We start from the raw sequence: 15466 nt of genomic DNA, 5'->3' as shown, positions 1-15466 counted from the left end.
AGGCGCCGCTGCGTGGCTCGGCAGTGGCTTCTCCCAAGTAAGAGCCCGCATCCACCGAAGTGGAGAACGCGGATTCGATGAATTTTTTCTGACAGTCCACGGCCACGTCGGCCTCAGCGACTGCCGACCCGCACGGTGTCGCCTTCGCGCCTCACCAGGAAACGCGGGTCGCGTTCGAGGAAGGCCTGCAGCGCACCGATGCGATGCGCATCGAGACTGCCCGACAACCGTGCCGATGCAGCGCCTTCGTCCAGCACGCGGACCTGTACCTGGTTGTGCCGGTTGAAGGCAGCGGCCACCTCGTCCAGCCGCTCATCCAGGAAGGACACCTTGCGTTGCTGCCAGTCCAGCAGCATCGACAACGGTACATCCAGCGACTCCACCGCATGGCTGCGCGCGTCGACCTGCACCACCCGGCCTTCGCCCAGTTGCGCAAGACGCCGGGCGTCCGCACCCTGGCTCCAGATCTCCACCTCGCCGGAAACCACGCCGATGCGCGTGCTCTGCAACCGTCGCGCGACATCGAACACCGTGCCAATGTCTCGAATCTCGAGGCCGTTCACCTCCACCTCGAACGGACGGCGGTCGCGGGCGATGTCGAACGTGGCCTCACCCTGCAACAGCTCCACCTTGCGGCTGAACCAGCCCATGCGTACCCGCAGGCGGCTGTCCGCGTTGAGCCGCACCTGGGTCTGGTCGGGCAGCACCAGGTCACGCAATTCACCATGGTCGGCGCTGTACAGCTGCGCGGTGGGCATCAGCTGCGGAACCAGGCCCACGCCGAGCAGGGCCGTACAGGCTGCGGCAGCCATCACCCACCAGCGCGCACGCCCCCGAGGCCGCACAGCGCGCGGCGGCGCATGCACGCTACCGAACAGCGGCACCACCTTGGCGGCGACCTGCCGCGGTGGCACCGGCGCCTCTTCAGGCAACGGCGATTGCAGCGCCTCACCGACCTGCCGGTGCAGCGCGAGGGCGTGCATATAGGCGCGCACATGCTCCGGCGAGCACTTCATCCAGTCCAGGAACGCAACCCGCTCGGCCTCACCCAGTGTTCCGTCGCGATTGCGCAGGAACCAGTCCATGGCCTCGCAGGCGATCGTGTCGTCGGCCACGGTCGATGAGTTCCGGCTCATGTGTGCTCCCTGGCGCCCAGCGCCTTCCTGCAGGCCTCCAGCCCCCTGCCGATGTGCTTGCGCACCATGTGCACCGACACCTGCAGCTGCTGGCTGATTCCCGGGCAGTCCAACCCGTCGCGGTAGTGCAGCTCCATCACCCGCCGCGTGGTTGCCGGCAGTCGTGCGATGGTGCTGCGGATATCACTCCAGCGCTGCGCATGCTCGAATTCACCCTCGATGTCTTCTTCGCTTTTCAGCACTTCGGCCAACAGATCGACATCTTCCAGCGGCGGCAGCGACGACCGCGCGCGCGCATGCTCGCGCGCCAGGTTGGCCGCCACAGTGAACAGGTAGGCTTCCGGGTTCTCGACCGCATCGGCATCTTCGCCGGTGCTGCGCAGCAGGCGCAGGTAGACCTCCTGCGCCAGGTCTTCGGCATCCTCACTGGCCGAACCGCGACGCAGGAAGAAGCCACGCAGCAGCCGGCGCCGCAGTTGGTAGCTCTTCTCCCAGATCCTCACGCTGTTCACGGCCGGCCAACCACCCCGAGGCTGGAAAGCCCCGCAGGGTGACCGCCATCGATGACAGTGGCGTTTCAACGACCGGCGGGCAGCCGCTAGAATGCGGCCCCTGCACTGCCCGGCAGCCCGCACAAGGAGTGCTCCCATCAACGCACGCACCGCCATCAACACCCTCAGCAGCCTGCTGTTCCTGCTGCTGGTCGCCCACACCACCGCCTACCAGCAGCAGATGTGGCCGCCCAGCCGGGTCATCCATGTGCATCCGGTAGTCGTCGTCCTCGCCTATGCGCTAGGTGTGCTCACGCTGCTGCTGTGGATCGGCGGCCGTCGTGCACCGGAATCCGCCCAACGCCTGGCGCGCTGGCTGCCCATCGTCGCCTGGTGCCTGCTGGGCGTCGGCGTGGCGATCATCCCGGTGTTCCTGCCTGGGCTGTCCCCGGCCTGATCAGCGGGCGCACCCAGCGCATCGGCCCATGATACGGCGCGCGGCGCCAACCCTTGCTTGCCAGAGACCCAAGCCCCGCCCGCCTACCGAAGCGTGGGGGGCAGGCCTACGCTTGTCTTCTCGGTGGCCGCCACGGTCGCCCTTCGCGTCACGGCCCTGCCGTTGCGACCCCGCTCCAGTGCTGTGCGCCCTGCCGGTGTTGTCGCCCAGGCAGAAGTCCGACCGGCGCCCTCTGGAGACCGTCATGAACCAAGCCCTGATCCCCTTCGATACCGACCCGCTGGAAACGCGGGAGTGGCGTGAATCGCTGGAGGCGGTGATGCAGGCCGGCGGCCGGCCGCGCGCGCACTACCTGATCGACCAGCTGAGCGATCTGGACGCCCAGCAGCACGGCGACCTGCATACCCGTGCCTGGACCGCCTACGTCAACACCATCCCGCCCGAGCGCCAGCCGGCCTACCCGGGTGACCTGGCCATCGAGCGCCGCCTGAACGCGATGATCCGCTGGAACGCGATGGTGATGGTGCTGCGTGCCGGCAAGCATTCCAATGTCGGCGGCCACATCGCCACCTACCAGTCCGCGGCAGTGCTGTACGACGTCGGCTTCGATCACTTCTTCCGTGGCCGCACCGACACCTTCGACGGCGACATGATCTACATCCAGGGCCACTCCGCGCCGGGCATCTACGGCCGCGCGTACGTGGAGGGCCGCATCGATCCGGCACGGATGGACAACTTCCGCCGCGAAGCCGGCCGCGAAGGCCTGTCCTCGTATCCACACCCACGCCTGATGCCGGAGTTCTGGCAGTTCCCCACCGTATCGATGGGGCTGGGCCCGCTGACCGCCGCCTACCAGGCGCGCTACATGCGCTACCTGGAATACCGCGGCCTGAAAGAACACCAGGGCCGCAAGGTCTGGGCCTTCCTCGGCGACGGCGAAATGGACCAGCCCGAATCGCTGGCGGCAATTTCCCTGGCTGGCCGCGAGCGGCTGGACAACATCGTGTTCGTGGTCAACTGCAACCTGCAGCGCCTGGACGGTCCGGTACGCGGCAACGCCAAGGTCATCCAGGAACTGGAAGGCACCTTCCGTGCGGCCGGCTGGAACGTGATCAAGCTGATCTGGGGCAGCGGCTGGGACGACCTGCTGGCCCGCGACCACAGCGGCCTGCTGCGCCAGCGCATGATGGAATGCGTGGATGGCGACTACCAGACCTTCAAGTCGCAGAGCGGCGCCTACGTGCGCGAGCATTTCTTCGGCTGTTACCCCGAGCTGCTGGAGCTGGTCGCGCACATGAGCGACGACGAGATCTGGGCGCTGGCACGTGGTGGCCACGATCCGCAGAAGGTGTACGCCGCCTACCAGCAGGCGGTGAACACCCGCGGCCGGCCGACAGTGATCCTGGCCAAGACGGTCAAGGGTTTCGGCATGGGCGAAGCCGGCGAAGGCCAGAACATCAACCACCAGCTGAAGAAGATGAGCGCCGACGCGGTGCGCGCCTTCCGCGACCGCTTCAACCTGCCGGTCAGCGACGAGCAACTGGAGGACATGCCCTATCTGCGTCCGGAGCCGGGCAGCGCCGAGGCCGCCTACTTCGCCGAGCGCCGCCGCATCCAGGGCGGCCAGCTGCCGGCGCGGCTGGCGAAGGTCGATCCGCTGCCGTTGCCGCCGCTGTCGATCTTCAACACCCAGCTGCAGGGCAGCGGCGATCGTGGCCAGTCCACCACGATGGGCTTCGTGCGCATCCTCACCAGCCTGCTGAAGGACCCGGACCTGGGCAAGCTGGTGATTCCGATCGTGCCTGATGAATCGCGCACCTTCGGCATGGAAGGCCTGTTCCGCCAGATCGGCATCCACTCCTACCTGGGCCAGCTGTATACCCCGCAGGATGCCGGCCAGCTGAGCTATTACAAGGAAGCCAAGGACGGCCAGATCCTGCAGGAAGGCATCAATGAATCCGGAGCGATCTGTTCGTGGATCGCCGCCGGCACCGCCTACAGCAACCACGGCCTGGCCACGATTCCGTTCTACATCTTCTATTCGATGTTCGGCCTGCAGCGTGTCGGTGACCTGGCCTGGGCCGCTGCCGATGCACGTACCCGCGGCTTCCTGCTCGGTGCCACGTCGGGCCGCACCACGCTGATGGGCGAAGGCCTGCAGCACGATGACGGCCACAGCCACGTGCTGTCGTCGGTGATTCCGAGCTGCGTGTCCTACGACCCGACCTACAACTACGAGCTGGCGGTGATCATCCATGACGGCCTGCGCCGCATGTATGTCGACCAGGAAGACATCTACTACTACATCACCGTGCTCAACGAAAACTACCCGCAGCCGGCACTGCCGGAGGGCGTGGAAGCGGGCATCCTGAAGGGCCTGTATCTGCTGCATCCGGCAGCCGCCGATACCGCCTCGCAGCCACGCGTGCAGCTGATGGGGAGCGGCTCGATCCTGCGCGAAGTGGAAGCCGCGGCAGAACTGCTGCAGCAGGACTTCGGCGTCGCCAGCGATGTGTGGAGCGCCACCAGCCTGACCGAACTGCGCCGCGACGGCCTGGCCGCCGAACGCTGGAACCTGCTGCATCCGGCCGAGGAGCCGCGCGTACCCTACGTGCAGCAGTGCCTGCAGGGCCATGAAGGCCCGGTGGTGGTGGCCACCGACTACATGAAGATCGTCGGCGACCAGATCCGTCCCTTCATCAACGACCGCCGCTTCACCGCACTCGGCACCGATGGCTTCGGCCGTTCCGACACACGTGAATCGCTGCGCACCTTCTTCGAAGTGGATCGCCACTTCATCGTGCTGGCCGCCCTGAAATCACTGGCTGACGAAGGTCGCATCGAACGCTTGCGGATGCAGGGGGCCATCGACAAGTACGGCATCGACACCGGCAAACGCGATCCGGCCGCGGTGTGAGGCTGCCGTGTTCACCACGCCCGTTGTGCGGACGTGGTGAACACAGCATCGCTAGGGCATGCGCTTGAACAGATTGGTCTGCAGGATCGGCGTGCCGTCGTGGCCGTAGAACGCCTTGGTCTCGGTCATCGTCGTACGGTCGGCCGCCACGGTATAGATGCGGGTGGAGGCCGGCGTGCCGTGGTCCACCAGCTGCATCACCAGGGTGTTCGGCGCCGGCAGTTTCAGGTTGGCCTTGTCCGCGCCGTAAGTACCGGACAAGGGCCCCGGCGTGCCGTCCAGCGCCAGCGTGCCGTCGGACTTCATGGTCTTGCCGTCGTGCAGGACGATGTCCACATGTGAACTCCAACGCCCCGCACCGGCGTCCTTGAACTCGAGCACCACATGCTTCGGGCGCTGCGCTTCGGGAAGTGCAGACGTGGCGATATCCAGCGACCAGCGCCCCAACAGCGGTGAGGGCGAAGCTTCCACTGCCAGCGCCGGAACGGCGGAGAGCGAAAGCGCAGACAACAACACAGCGGACAACAGTTTCATACGTTGCTCCGTTCCAGTGAAGAAAGCGCTGCGTGACGCGTGGTGGGGGCAGCAGGGCAAATGCTGCACGCCCGCGGCAGGGGGTGCAAGCCACGCGCTGAATGCCCGGCCACCCGCCATGTCAGGACCATGTCACACAGGGGTAGTAGAACGATCCAGCATCTCCGGCTCTTCTCCCCCAGTACACGGCGTTGAACGCGCAGCCCTCGCCACGGCACCTCTATGCCGCCGGCCACTTTGCCCGCACCCTGGCCTGGTCATTCGTGGATCTGGTGCTGGGCTACTACCTGCACGCCCGGCTGGGGCTGTCGGCGGCCCACACCGGCCAGCTGCTGGCCATTTCACTGGCCTACAGCAGCCTGCTCGATCTGCTGCTGGCCGCCGTGTTCACCCGCCTGCGCAACCAGCAGCGCCTCGCCCTGCGCCTGCAGCTCATCGGCGGGCTCGGCACGGCGGCCAGCGCCTGCCTGCTGTTCAGCCCGGGCAACGCAACCGAGCCCGCCTTCCTGCCATTGCTGGTCGCATCGTTGCTGTTCCGTACCTGCTATGCAGTCTACGACGTGGCCCAGAACGCGTTGACGTCGTTGCTGCCCCGTGACGAGGTCGAGGCCATGCGCTATGTCTCCACCCGCGCCGTGGTAGTGCCGATCTCCAAGCTGTGCATTGCCTCGGCGCTGTTCGTCGTGGTCGGTACGCCTGCGTCCCAGGGCAGTGGCAACGCGTTGCTGATCTGCATGGTCATCGGCGTGCTGATCGCGGCCGCTGCGCTTCCTTTGGCCTGCGTCGCAACGCCCCCACGGCCCAGCGCAACCAGGCCCGCTGCTGTTGCCCTGCCCCTGCCAGCGCTGCTGCCGGTTCTGCTGGCCGCGGCGGCGGAGACGACGCTGGTCGGCCTGGCAGGGCGTCTGTTCCCCTTCGCCGAACATGGGGCAGCGCTGACCTTCGCGATGGTGGCGGGCATGGTGGTTGCCCCCTGGCTCTGCCTGCGCCTGCGTACAAAGCTGCACAGCGAGACCGGGATGCTCGCGTTGATGTCGGTGCTGGCCGTCGGAGCCGTCGGCGTGTACCTGGCCCTCCCCTCCACGCCCATAGCGATTGCATGTGCCGCGACCCACGGGACGGCGGTGGCCAGCGTCGGCCTGGTACTGTGGCGACGCACCGCGCTGATCGCCCGTCGCCACGCCATCCATGGCGGACGCGACGATGACCTCAGCTGCTTCGCACTGCTCACCGGAACCATGAAGCTATCCATCGCGGCCTCTTCGTTGCTGCTGGGCGAAGTGCTGCCCGGTATACAGGCGGGCGATCTGGACACCTCGGTCGCCCTGGTCTCGCTGGTCGCCATCGGCAGCCTGCTTTCGCTGGCCGCATTGGCCTGGCCCATCCCTCCAGCACGCAGCGAGGGCCTGCGCCCGTGAGCCTGGCCCCGACATCGCGGCTGCGCCGCAAGCCGCTGATCGCGCTCGAGGCCGACCATAAGCGCATCATCTGGCTGTTGCGCACGATGGGCGCGGTTCCCCGCATCACCATCGCCCACCAGCTGGGCATGCACAACGGCGCGTTGACCCGCCTGGCGCGTGAACTGCTGATGCTGGAAGTGATCGAGGAACAGGGACAACTGTCCGATGGCCAGCGCGGCCGTCCCTCGGTGCCACTGGCGCTGTCCGGTCGGGGCGGCTATGCCGCCGGTGCCACGGTGCATCCCGGTTGGCTGGAGATCGCACTGGTGGATTTCGCCGGCCAGGTCATCGCCCGCGATGCCACCGCATTCGACAGCGCAGATCCCCTCGATTTCGTCCATTGCGTGGACCAGCGCCTGCGCAGCCTCACCAGCAGCACCGGACTGATGCGCGCGCGCTTTCTGGGCCTCGGCGTGGCCGTTCCGGGGCCCGTGGTCGAAACCGGTCCGGCACGCCGGCACGCGGTGGACTGGCTGCATGGCTGGCGCGACATCGACAACGACCAGTTCTTCGAAGACTACTTCGGCTTCCCGGTGTGGGTGGAGAACGATGCAACCCTGGCGGCGTTGGCGGAGTACTACGACAGCGGGCTGATCCGCGACTGCGCTTCGGCGCTGCTGCTGTATGTCGGCCACGGCGTGGGTGGCGGCGTGATCCACCGGCGTGATGTGATGCGCGGTGAGTTCGGCAATGCAGGCGACATCGGCCGCCTGTTCCGCATGGACGCACCGCGCCCCTCGGGCATCGACCTGCTGGCCACGTTGCGCGACGCCGGCGCCGGGATTCCTTCGTTGTTCGAGCTGGAGGCCTGCCTGGAAAGCCATGCCGGCATCATCAGTGCCTGGGCCGAACGCGCGGGAAACCAGCTGGGCGCGGCGGCCAATACCGGCGTGGCGTGGCTCGATCCGGGCGCCGTGATCCTGTCCGGTTCGCTGCCCCGCCAGGTACTGGAAGCGTTGGGGCAACACCTGCAGCAGCCGGCACGCTGGAGCAGCGCGCTGGACAGCCTGCGCCTGCCGCAGGTGCATGTGTCACGGCTGGGAGGATCCGCGGTATCGGTGGGCGCGGCGCTGCTGCCGATCCACCAGCTGGGCGCCGATGCCATCGTTTAATTGTTTATTTCCGCCGAAGTAAACAATTCCGTCATCGCCCGGACCTACCGTGCAGCGGTCCCCCTTCCCTGCATGGCCGCCCTCCGATGAACATCAGCCCCCTGGTCCTGGGAATCTCCCTGGCCTTGATATCCCTGCACGGCAACGCTTCTGCGCAGGACGCCCCGGTCCAGAACCAGGGCAGCGTCGACGCCGCAACGCTGGATGCGGTGGTGGTCACCGGTGCGGCGCGCACCCAGCGTCGTTTCGATGCGTCCTTCGCAGTCAATTCGCTCAGCCGCGAAGACGTGCAGAAACTCGCACCGAAAAGCTATGCCGACCTGCTCGGGTCCGTGCCCGGCATCCATGTCGAAGCCACCGGCGGCGAGGTGCAGAACATCACCCGGCTGCGCGGCATTCCCACCGATCGTGGCTTCATCGCCTTCCAGCAGGACGGCCTGCCGCTCTACCAGGAGCTGGATGGCCACTTCTTCAATTCCGGCGACGGCATGAACCGGTTCGACGTGATGAACCAGCGGGTGGAGATCGTGCGTGGTGGTCCGGCGCCGATCTATGCGAGCAGTGGCGGCGCCATCGTCAACAACATCCTGGCCGAGGGCTCGGAACAGACCCACGGCAAGGCCCAGCTGACCGTCGGTGACACCGGGCTGTACCGTGGCGAGATGTACCAGTCCGGCGCCCTCGGCAAGGACACCTTCTATGCGGTCGGTGGATTCCTGCGCCAGCACGATGGCTACCGCGACAACGGCTTCCCGAACGACAAGGGCGGGCAGATCAGGGGCAACATCAAGCACTACTTCGACGACACCAGCTGGTTCAAGGTCAGCGGTACCTTCGTCGATGACCACAATACGTTCTACCTGCCGATCCCGGTCGCCGATCCGCGCAATCCCAGCGTCCCGCTGGACCCGTACATCGACTACTTCGACGGTACGCTGAACTCGCCGTCGCTGCGCAGTGTCAACCTGAAATACCTCGATGGCGGCGGCGTCCTGCAGGGCATGAACCGCGACCTGGCCGATGGCCGGCACATGCGCTTCGGCAACATCGGCTTCCAGTACGAGAATACCGCCAGCGATTGGACGATCTCGCTGAAAACCGGTTACACCAAGGGCCGCAACACCTTCGACGCACTGTACTCGACCACCAACCCGGTCGACGCACGCACTTTCGCCAACGGCTATCTGGGCGCGGCCCGTAGCGCCTTCGGCGCCGGCGTCGCGCGGATGGACTACGCTCTGGCCGGCAGCAACGGGGCGAGCGCCTACGACCCCTATGCCGACTCCGGCCTGGTGATCTCGGCCCAGTACCGGGCCGCAGATTCGGACTTCTACTCCGGCCAGGCCGACTTCAGTGCGACGCGGTTGTTTGAAACGGCCTGGGGCAGCCACGATCTGAACATCGGCGCATATACGGCCTTCTTCGGCACCACGGCCTTCAGTCTGTACCAGGACATGCTGATGGAGATGCGCGGCAAGCCACGCCTGCTGGATCTGGTGGCCTACGGCAACGATGGCGCCCCCTTGGGATACGTCACCGACAAGGGCGCGCTGCGTTACACCACTACCCTCAATCGCGGCAAAGTGGATGCCCGCATGTTCGCGGTGTATGCCAATGACACGTGGGCACTGACGGCCCGCTTCAAGCTCGACGCAGGCATCCGCCATGAACGCTACCGCTATGAAGGCTATGCAGAGCAGACCGCCCAGGTCGACCTCGGCGACCGCACCACACTGGCCGACAACACCACGCGCCGGTTCACCGGCGTCGTCCAGAACCATCGCCTGGATCCGTCCGCGACCAACTGGACCGTCGGCGCGAACTTCGATTTCACCTCTTCGGTGGGTGCTTACGCCCGTGTCTCGCACATGGAGATCGTCCCCAACTCGTCGGTGGCACGCTCGATCGATCCCACCATCGTGCAGACGCAGCTGGACCAGTACGAGCTGGGCCTGAAGGCCGGATTCGGCCGGTCCTACCTGTACCTGACTGCGTTCTACACGAAGTTCGACCCGCTCAACGCCTCGTTCGTGGCGTTCAACCCGACGACCGGCCGCAATGACCAGTCGGTGCCGTTCATCGGTACCGCCGTCTCCAAGGGCATCGAACTGGATGGGCTGTTCCGGCCGCTCGACTGGTTCAGCATTGCCGGTTCGATCACGGTCAGCGATCCGCAGTACGACAGCCTGCAGAACGATTCCGGCGCCGATCCGGCCGCCGTCAACGGCAAGCAGATCGTTCGCGAGCCCAAGCTCTACGGCAACCTCCGCCCGACCTTCAGCTTCCAGCACGGCCAGGACCAGTTCGAGACCTGGCTGCGCTATGACGTGGTCGGCAAATCCTATGTTGATCTGTTCAACCAGACGGCGCTGCCTGCCTACCAGACCCTGGGGCTGGGCGTTTCATGGAAACGCGGCAACTGGGGCGCACAGCTGGTGGGCGACAACCTGACCAATGAAAAGGGACTCACCGAGGGCAACACCCGCACCGATGCCCTGGCCGGACAGGGTTCGGCCGAGGCAATCTATGGACGGCCGCTGTTCGGCCGCAACGTCCGCCTGATGGTGAGCAGGAGCTGGTGATGCATCGACGATTTGCCTTGTCCCTTGCCCTACTTGCCGCGGCGGCGCTGCCGCTTGCGGCGGCGGCCGACGACCGCGACAGCGCCGCGCTGGCCGCACGACTGTTCCCGACCCTCATGCAGTTGAAGCCCGATACACTGCCCGGTGATGCGCGCGCCCTCCTGGCCGAACGCATGCAGCAGCTGGCCGACTGCCGGACCGCCACCTGCACGCTCGCGTCCGCACGCTGGACGCCCACGCAGGCCGGCCTGTTGATCGCCGCGGCTCCCGCGCACGCCCAAGCCATCGAACGGGAACTGGCAGGCCTCAACAACATTCTCTCCGTCTATGGCCAGGGCCAGCCGCCCCGCTACGACGCCATCGACGGCCCGGTCGGCACGGCGGGCAGCACGCGACTGGCCGGCGACGTCGCCATTGCCGTGCAAATGAGCGAGGTGGACGCCAGCGCGGCCTACACCGCCTTCGATCGCAGCATCGCGGTGGCGGTAGGCCTGCTCGATGCCAATGACCGCCTCGATGCGATCCGCTTCGAGCCGATCAGCGCAGGAATGAACGCCGCGCCGTTTGCGCGTGCGCGGCAGCTCGATTGGAATGCGCATCCGTACACCGCGATCATCGTGCTGGGCCAGGGACCGGACGAATTGACCACCCCGCTCAGCGCCGGCAGCAAGCTGCGCCTGAAGGCGGCCGCGCAGCGCTACGCGGCAGGTGATGCACCCTTCCTCATCGTCTCGGGTGGTGCGGTACATCCACGCGGCACCCGCAGCGTCGAAGCGGTGCAGATGCGCGAAGCGCTGATGGCACGCTTCGGCATTCCCGCAGATGCAATCATCATCGAGCCGTATGCCCGCCACACCACCACCAATCTGCGCAATGCGGCCCGGTTGCTGGCGGCCCTGCAGGCACCGCCGCGGCAACCGGCATTGGTGGTCAGCAGTCCATCGCATATCGATTCGGTCGCCAGCAGCGCCTTCAGCGAGCGCAACCGCCATGAACTGGGTTACGTTCCGGGCAAGGTCGGTTCACGCGTTTCCCCGTACGCGATCCCGTTCGTGCCGGCTCCCGAATCGCTGCGCATCGATCCGATGGATCCGCTGGATCCCTGAACCGCGCGACGGCATCTTCAGTAACCGACCTTCACCGTGAACATCACGTTTCGCGGTGCCCCGTACCAGCCCTGGTTGTAGAAGCCGATCTGCGAATAGTAATGGCGATCAAACAGGTTGTTGATGTTGACCGCCGCCGACACATTGGAGCTGAACTGGTAGCGCGCCATCAGGTTCACCAGTGCGTAGCTGGGCTGCTGCACCGGCACCCGGCGATTTCCGGGCGCGGTGGCGGTCTGGTACATGCGGTTCTGCCAGTCCACGCCACCGCCGATGGTCAGCCGGTCCCAGGCACCCGGCAGCCGCCAGGTAGTGAACAGCTTGAACAGGCTGCGCGGCTTGGCGGTGTTGATCGCCCTGCCCTGCGCGTCCTGCGCGATGAAGGTGGTGAAGCTGGTGCCCAGGCTCCACCCCGGCAGCGGCTCACCGGCCAGTTCCAGTTCCAGGCCGTCTACCGTTGCGCCCTTCACTGCGCGGTAGGCCGCCTGCGTGCTGCCTTCGACCAGACCACCGGTGGCCTCGGCCAGGTTGTCCTGCTGGGTGCGGAACAGCGCCACCGACGCATTCAAGCGCTCCTGCAGCCAGCTGCCCTTGACGCCCAGCTCATAGCTGCGGCCGCTGACCGGGTCGAGGATCTGTCCGGATTCGTTGCGGTTGTTCTGCGGCATGAAGATGCCGGTGTAGCTGGCGTAGGCGCTGCTGTAGTCGTTGAGGTCCCAGACCACACCGGCATAGGGCACGAACTCGTTGCGGTAGCGGTACTTCCGTTTGCTGCCGAAGTAGACCTGGTCGGTCTCCCAGTTGCTCAGGCGGCCACCGACGATCACATGCAGCGGATCAGCCAGCGACAGCCGCGCCACGGCATAGACACCGCTCTGATGATTGTCCAGATCATCGGCCTGGGTCTTGTTGCTGGCCCACACCGGCTCGGGCGTGCCCGGCCCGTGCCAGTCGAAATAGCTGGCCAACGGCGGCAACGGGGCCAGTGCGCGGTACTGCCCCAGTGCGATCTCGTCGCGTGAGCGCGACCAGCCGACGGACGCCGTGTGCTGGCGGCCGAACAGCTGGAAGGGACCGGTCAGGCTGGCACTGACCGCCTCACGGCGCACCGGACCGTCGTAGCGGGTGAAGCTGTTGCCATTGGGCATCGCCCCGGTCACCGGATCGGGATAGCCGCCCCGGTAGAGATGCTTCATCTCCATATCGGTATGCGAGCGGCTGTAGGACACGCGTGCCTGCCAGTCGTTGCCGAAGCGATGGTTGAAATCGAAGAAGCCGTTGCGGGTATCGGTGCTCATCCGTGCCCACGGCGCGGTGGCCGATACCGAGCGGTCGAAGCGGGTACGCGTGCCGTCGGCATTGAACAGCGCAAAGCCGCTGCCGAAGCCACGATTGTCGTTGGCCTGGTAGGAGATACCGGCGATCAATCCGGTGTCCTCGCCCAGGTCCACGCTGACCACGCCGTAGAGCGTCTTCGTGGTGCTGTCCAGGCCAGCGGTGTAGCTGTCGCCCTCCGCCTGCGCAGCGACCATGCGGCCACGCACGCGCCCTTCCCGGCTGAGTGGGCTGGACACGTCCACCCAGGCACGGCGCGCGTCCCAGCTGCCGAGGCTGATGCCGCCATTGGCAGCAACGTCGCGCAGCGGGCGCTTGCGTACGTAGTTCACCGCCGCCGACGGATTGCCGGCACCGGTCATCAGGCCATTGGCGCCGCGCACGATCTCGATGCGGTCGTACACCACCATGTCCAGGTTGTTCTCGCCGAAATTCCACGGCGACAGCACCGGCATCACCACGCCATCGAACTGATAGTTGTCGATGTCGAAGCCGCGTGCCGAGAACGAGTAGCGGTTGGCATCACTGCGCGTGACCGAGATGCCCGGAGCAGTGGCCAGCGCATCGGCGGTGCCGAGCAGGCCCCGGTCCTCGATCTGCTGGCGGGTGATGACGCTGACCGACTGCGGCGTCCGCCGCGAGGTCAGTGACAACCCCGTCGCCGTGCCCATGGAGTCGGTGGTGTAGGAACGTGAGGATTCGGTGCTGCCATCGAGATCGGCCGTGACCTGCACGGTGGGCAGCTGCGAGGTGTTCGCGGCGGGGGCGCGCTCGGCGCCGTGGGCAGTATTGAACAGCGCCAGGGTCGTGCCGATGGCGGTTGCCAGGGCGCGCGGGCGGATACAGGCGGGCATGGGAGATCCAGCAGGAGAGAAAGGCTGGATGAGAATTATTGTCATTTGATCGTGAGCACACGTATGCGTAGACGCAGCAGATGTATGCGCACTGCCGACGCTGATCCGGCGTCAGCGCAGCTGGCTGGGCGCGATGCCGTAGCGCGCACGGAACGCGGTCGCGAAATTCGTGGCATGCCGGTAACCGACGAAATGCGCGGCCTGCTGTACGCTGCAGCCCTGCCGCAGCTGCGCGCAGGCCAGTTGCAGGCGATGCTCGCGCAGCCAGCCGAACACCGAGCACTGATACACCTGCTGGAACTTCAAGCGCAGGCTGCTTGGGCTCATGCAGGCCAGGCCCGCCAGATCCTCCAGGCTGTGTTCGGCGGCCGGTGCCGCCTGCAGGCAATCGATCACCCGCTGCAGCATGCGGCGGTCACGTGCTGAAACACGCAGGTCCGGCGATGCCTCCCTCGCAGGCGACCCCAGCGCCAGGGCCAGCATCTGCAGGCCGATACTCTCGCACAGCAGTGCATGCATCGCGCCGTGCCAGCTGCCCGACAGCAGCTGGTCAGCGGCGTGCTCGAGATGCCCGGGAACCAGCCAACCACGTAACCGCGGGTGACCGGTGCGATGCGCGGTGGATAGCAGTTCGCTGATCATCGGGTCGTCAATCCCGGCAGGTGCGTCCAACGAGACATTCAGGCTGCGCATCCGCTGCCCGGCGGGATGAATCGCGGTCATCGGTGCTGCCTCGGCCAGCACCATCGTGCCGGTACCCGGGTTCATGCCGATCACTGCCTGCCCCGCCAGCCGCGCCCCTGCGCGTCCCTCCAGCATCACAATCGCCGAGAAGGCCGGCGGCGATTCCGAAGTTGCCTCGAACGGCTGATGGGCGATCACGTCCGACAGCGCCAGGGTCATGCCCGGGCGCAGGCGACGCTGCTCCACCCTGCCTTGCACCACGCACTGTTCACCCGACAGATCGGCGGCCGACGCCGGCAGGCGATAGCGGAAGCCGCTGCTGCGGCCCAGGCGATCAAGGTCGGCAAGGGTGAGGTTGAGCATGATGGGACCAGAGGGGATCGTCCCGCATTTTCATATGAGAACCATTCTCATATCCACCGCCTGCCGCAAGGCCCATTTCGCCCTTGTCGATACAAATAGTTACGTTATAACATTTCACATTGTTTTCACGGATCATGCCATGCGTCGCCACCTGCTTGCTGCTGCCATTCTGTTCGCCGTCCACACCGCCCAGGCCGCGGACGAACCCACCCTCCCCACCCTCCAGGTCCCAGCCTCCCAGCCCTCGCGCATCCACACCCGGGTCACTGTCGACAAACCACAGGCGCAGAACCGCACCCTCGGCGGCCTGCTCGAACACGTCTCCGGCGTGCAGAGCAGCGCCTTCGGGCCAAACGCGGGCGCTCCGGTCATCCGCAGCCTCAGCGGCAACCGCGTGCATATCCTGCAGGACGGCCAGGCCATCCTCGGCATGAA

The 15466-nt window shown here is 66.3% G+C and carries 12 protein-coding genes; 7 read left to right on the top strand and 5 right to left on the bottom strand.

The window, feature by feature from the left end; translation table 11 throughout:
• Window positions 1-113: 113 nt before the first annotated feature.
• Both ARC63_RS05260 and ARC63_RS05255 read right to left on the bottom strand, forming a co-directional pair.
• Complete coding sequence (locus ARC63_RS05260) at window positions 114-1136, bottom strand: FecR family protein (protein ID WP_057502721.1); 1023 nt, start codon at window positions 1134-1136, stop codon at window positions 114-116.
• Entirely contained in the window at window positions 1133-1648 is a 516-nt protein-coding gene (locus ARC63_RS05255) for an RNA polymerase sigma factor (protein ID WP_057502720.1), read from the bottom strand. Before ARC63_RS05255 ends, ARC63_RS05260 begins: the two co-directional genes overlap by 4 nt.
• A 91-nt stretch (window positions 1649-1739) precedes the next feature.
• Between ARC63_RS05255 and ARC63_RS05250 the strand changes: the two genes are divergently transcribed.
• Window positions 1740-2084 carry a hypothetical protein gene (locus tag ARC63_RS05250; protein ID WP_231298586.1) on the top strand — a complete coding sequence of 115 codons (345 nt, stop codon included), beginning with the start codon at window positions 1740-1742 and terminating at the stop codon, window positions 2082-2084.
• A 244-nt stretch (window positions 2085-2328) separates the two neighbouring features.
• Window positions 2329-5001: a pyruvate dehydrogenase (acetyl-transferring), homodimeric type gene (gene aceE / locus ARC63_RS05245; protein WP_057502719.1), complete on the top strand. Its 2673-nt coding sequence runs from the start codon at window positions 2329-2331 to the stop codon at window positions 4999-5001.
• A gap of 51 nt (window positions 5002-5052) precedes the next feature.
• On the opposite strand, the gene ARC63_RS05240 is transcribed toward aceE, so the two are convergent.
• Window positions 5053-5535 carry a hypothetical protein gene (locus ARC63_RS05240; protein ID WP_057502718.1) on the bottom strand — a complete coding sequence of 161 codons (483 nt, stop codon included), beginning with the start codon at window positions 5533-5535 and terminating at the stop codon, window positions 5053-5055.
• A gap of 191 nt (window positions 5536-5726) precedes the next feature.
• On the opposite strand from ARC63_RS05240, the gene ARC63_RS05235 reads away from it, so the two are divergent.
• From ARC63_RS05235 to ARC63_RS05220, 4 genes are all read left to right on the top strand, one after another.
• A complete protein-coding gene (locus tag ARC63_RS05235; RefSeq protein ID WP_057502717.1) occupies window positions 5727-6953 on the top strand; it encodes an MFS transporter in 1227 nt (408 codons plus the stop codon).
• Window positions 6950-8107: an ROK family protein gene (locus ARC63_RS05230; RefSeq protein ID WP_057502716.1), complete on the top strand. Its 1158-nt coding sequence runs from the start codon at window positions 6950-6952 to the stop codon at window positions 8105-8107. Before ARC63_RS05235 ends, ARC63_RS05230 begins: the two co-directional genes overlap by 4 nt.
• 86 nt (window positions 8108-8193) lie before the next feature.
• Entirely contained in the window at window positions 8194-10689 is a 2496-nt protein-coding gene (locus ARC63_RS05225; RefSeq protein WP_057502715.1) for a TonB-dependent receptor, read from the top strand.
• Complete coding sequence (locus ARC63_RS05220; protein ID WP_057502714.1) at window positions 10689-11795, top strand: YdcF family protein; 1107 nt, start codon at window positions 10689-10691, stop codon at window positions 11793-11795. Before ARC63_RS05225 ends, ARC63_RS05220 begins: the two co-directional genes overlap by 1 nt.
• A 17-nt stretch (window positions 11796-11812) precedes the next feature.
• Here ARC63_RS05220 and fauA read toward each other — a convergent pair whose 3' ends face one another.
• Window positions 11813-13984 (bottom strand): TonB-dependent alcaligin siderophore receptor FauA, encoded by a 2172-nt coding sequence (gene fauA / locus ARC63_RS05215; protein WP_057502713.1) that lies wholly within the window; start codon window positions 13982-13984, stop codon window positions 11813-11815.
• 111 nt (window positions 13985-14095) lie between these two features.
• Complete coding sequence (locus ARC63_RS05210; protein WP_057502712.1) at window positions 14096-15031, bottom strand: helix-turn-helix transcriptional regulator; 936 nt, start codon at window positions 15029-15031, stop codon at window positions 14096-14098.
• A gap of 139 nt (window positions 15032-15170) precedes the next feature.
• On the opposite strand from ARC63_RS05210, the gene ARC63_RS05205 reads away from it, so the two are divergent.
• Window positions 15171-15466: Plug domain-containing protein (locus ARC63_RS05205; protein ID WP_231298585.1), on the top strand; the 296-nt coding region annotated here is incomplete at its 3' end.

Origin of the sequence: Stenotrophomonas geniculata ATCC 19374 = JCM 13324, from assembly GCF_001431625.1 — a bacterium.
Lineage (GTDB): Bacteria > Pseudomonadota > Gammaproteobacteria > Xanthomonadales > Xanthomonadaceae > Stenotrophomonas > Stenotrophomonas geniculata.
Note: the sequence above shows the minus strand (reverse complement) of the source record. Positions and strands in the feature narration are given on the sequence as shown.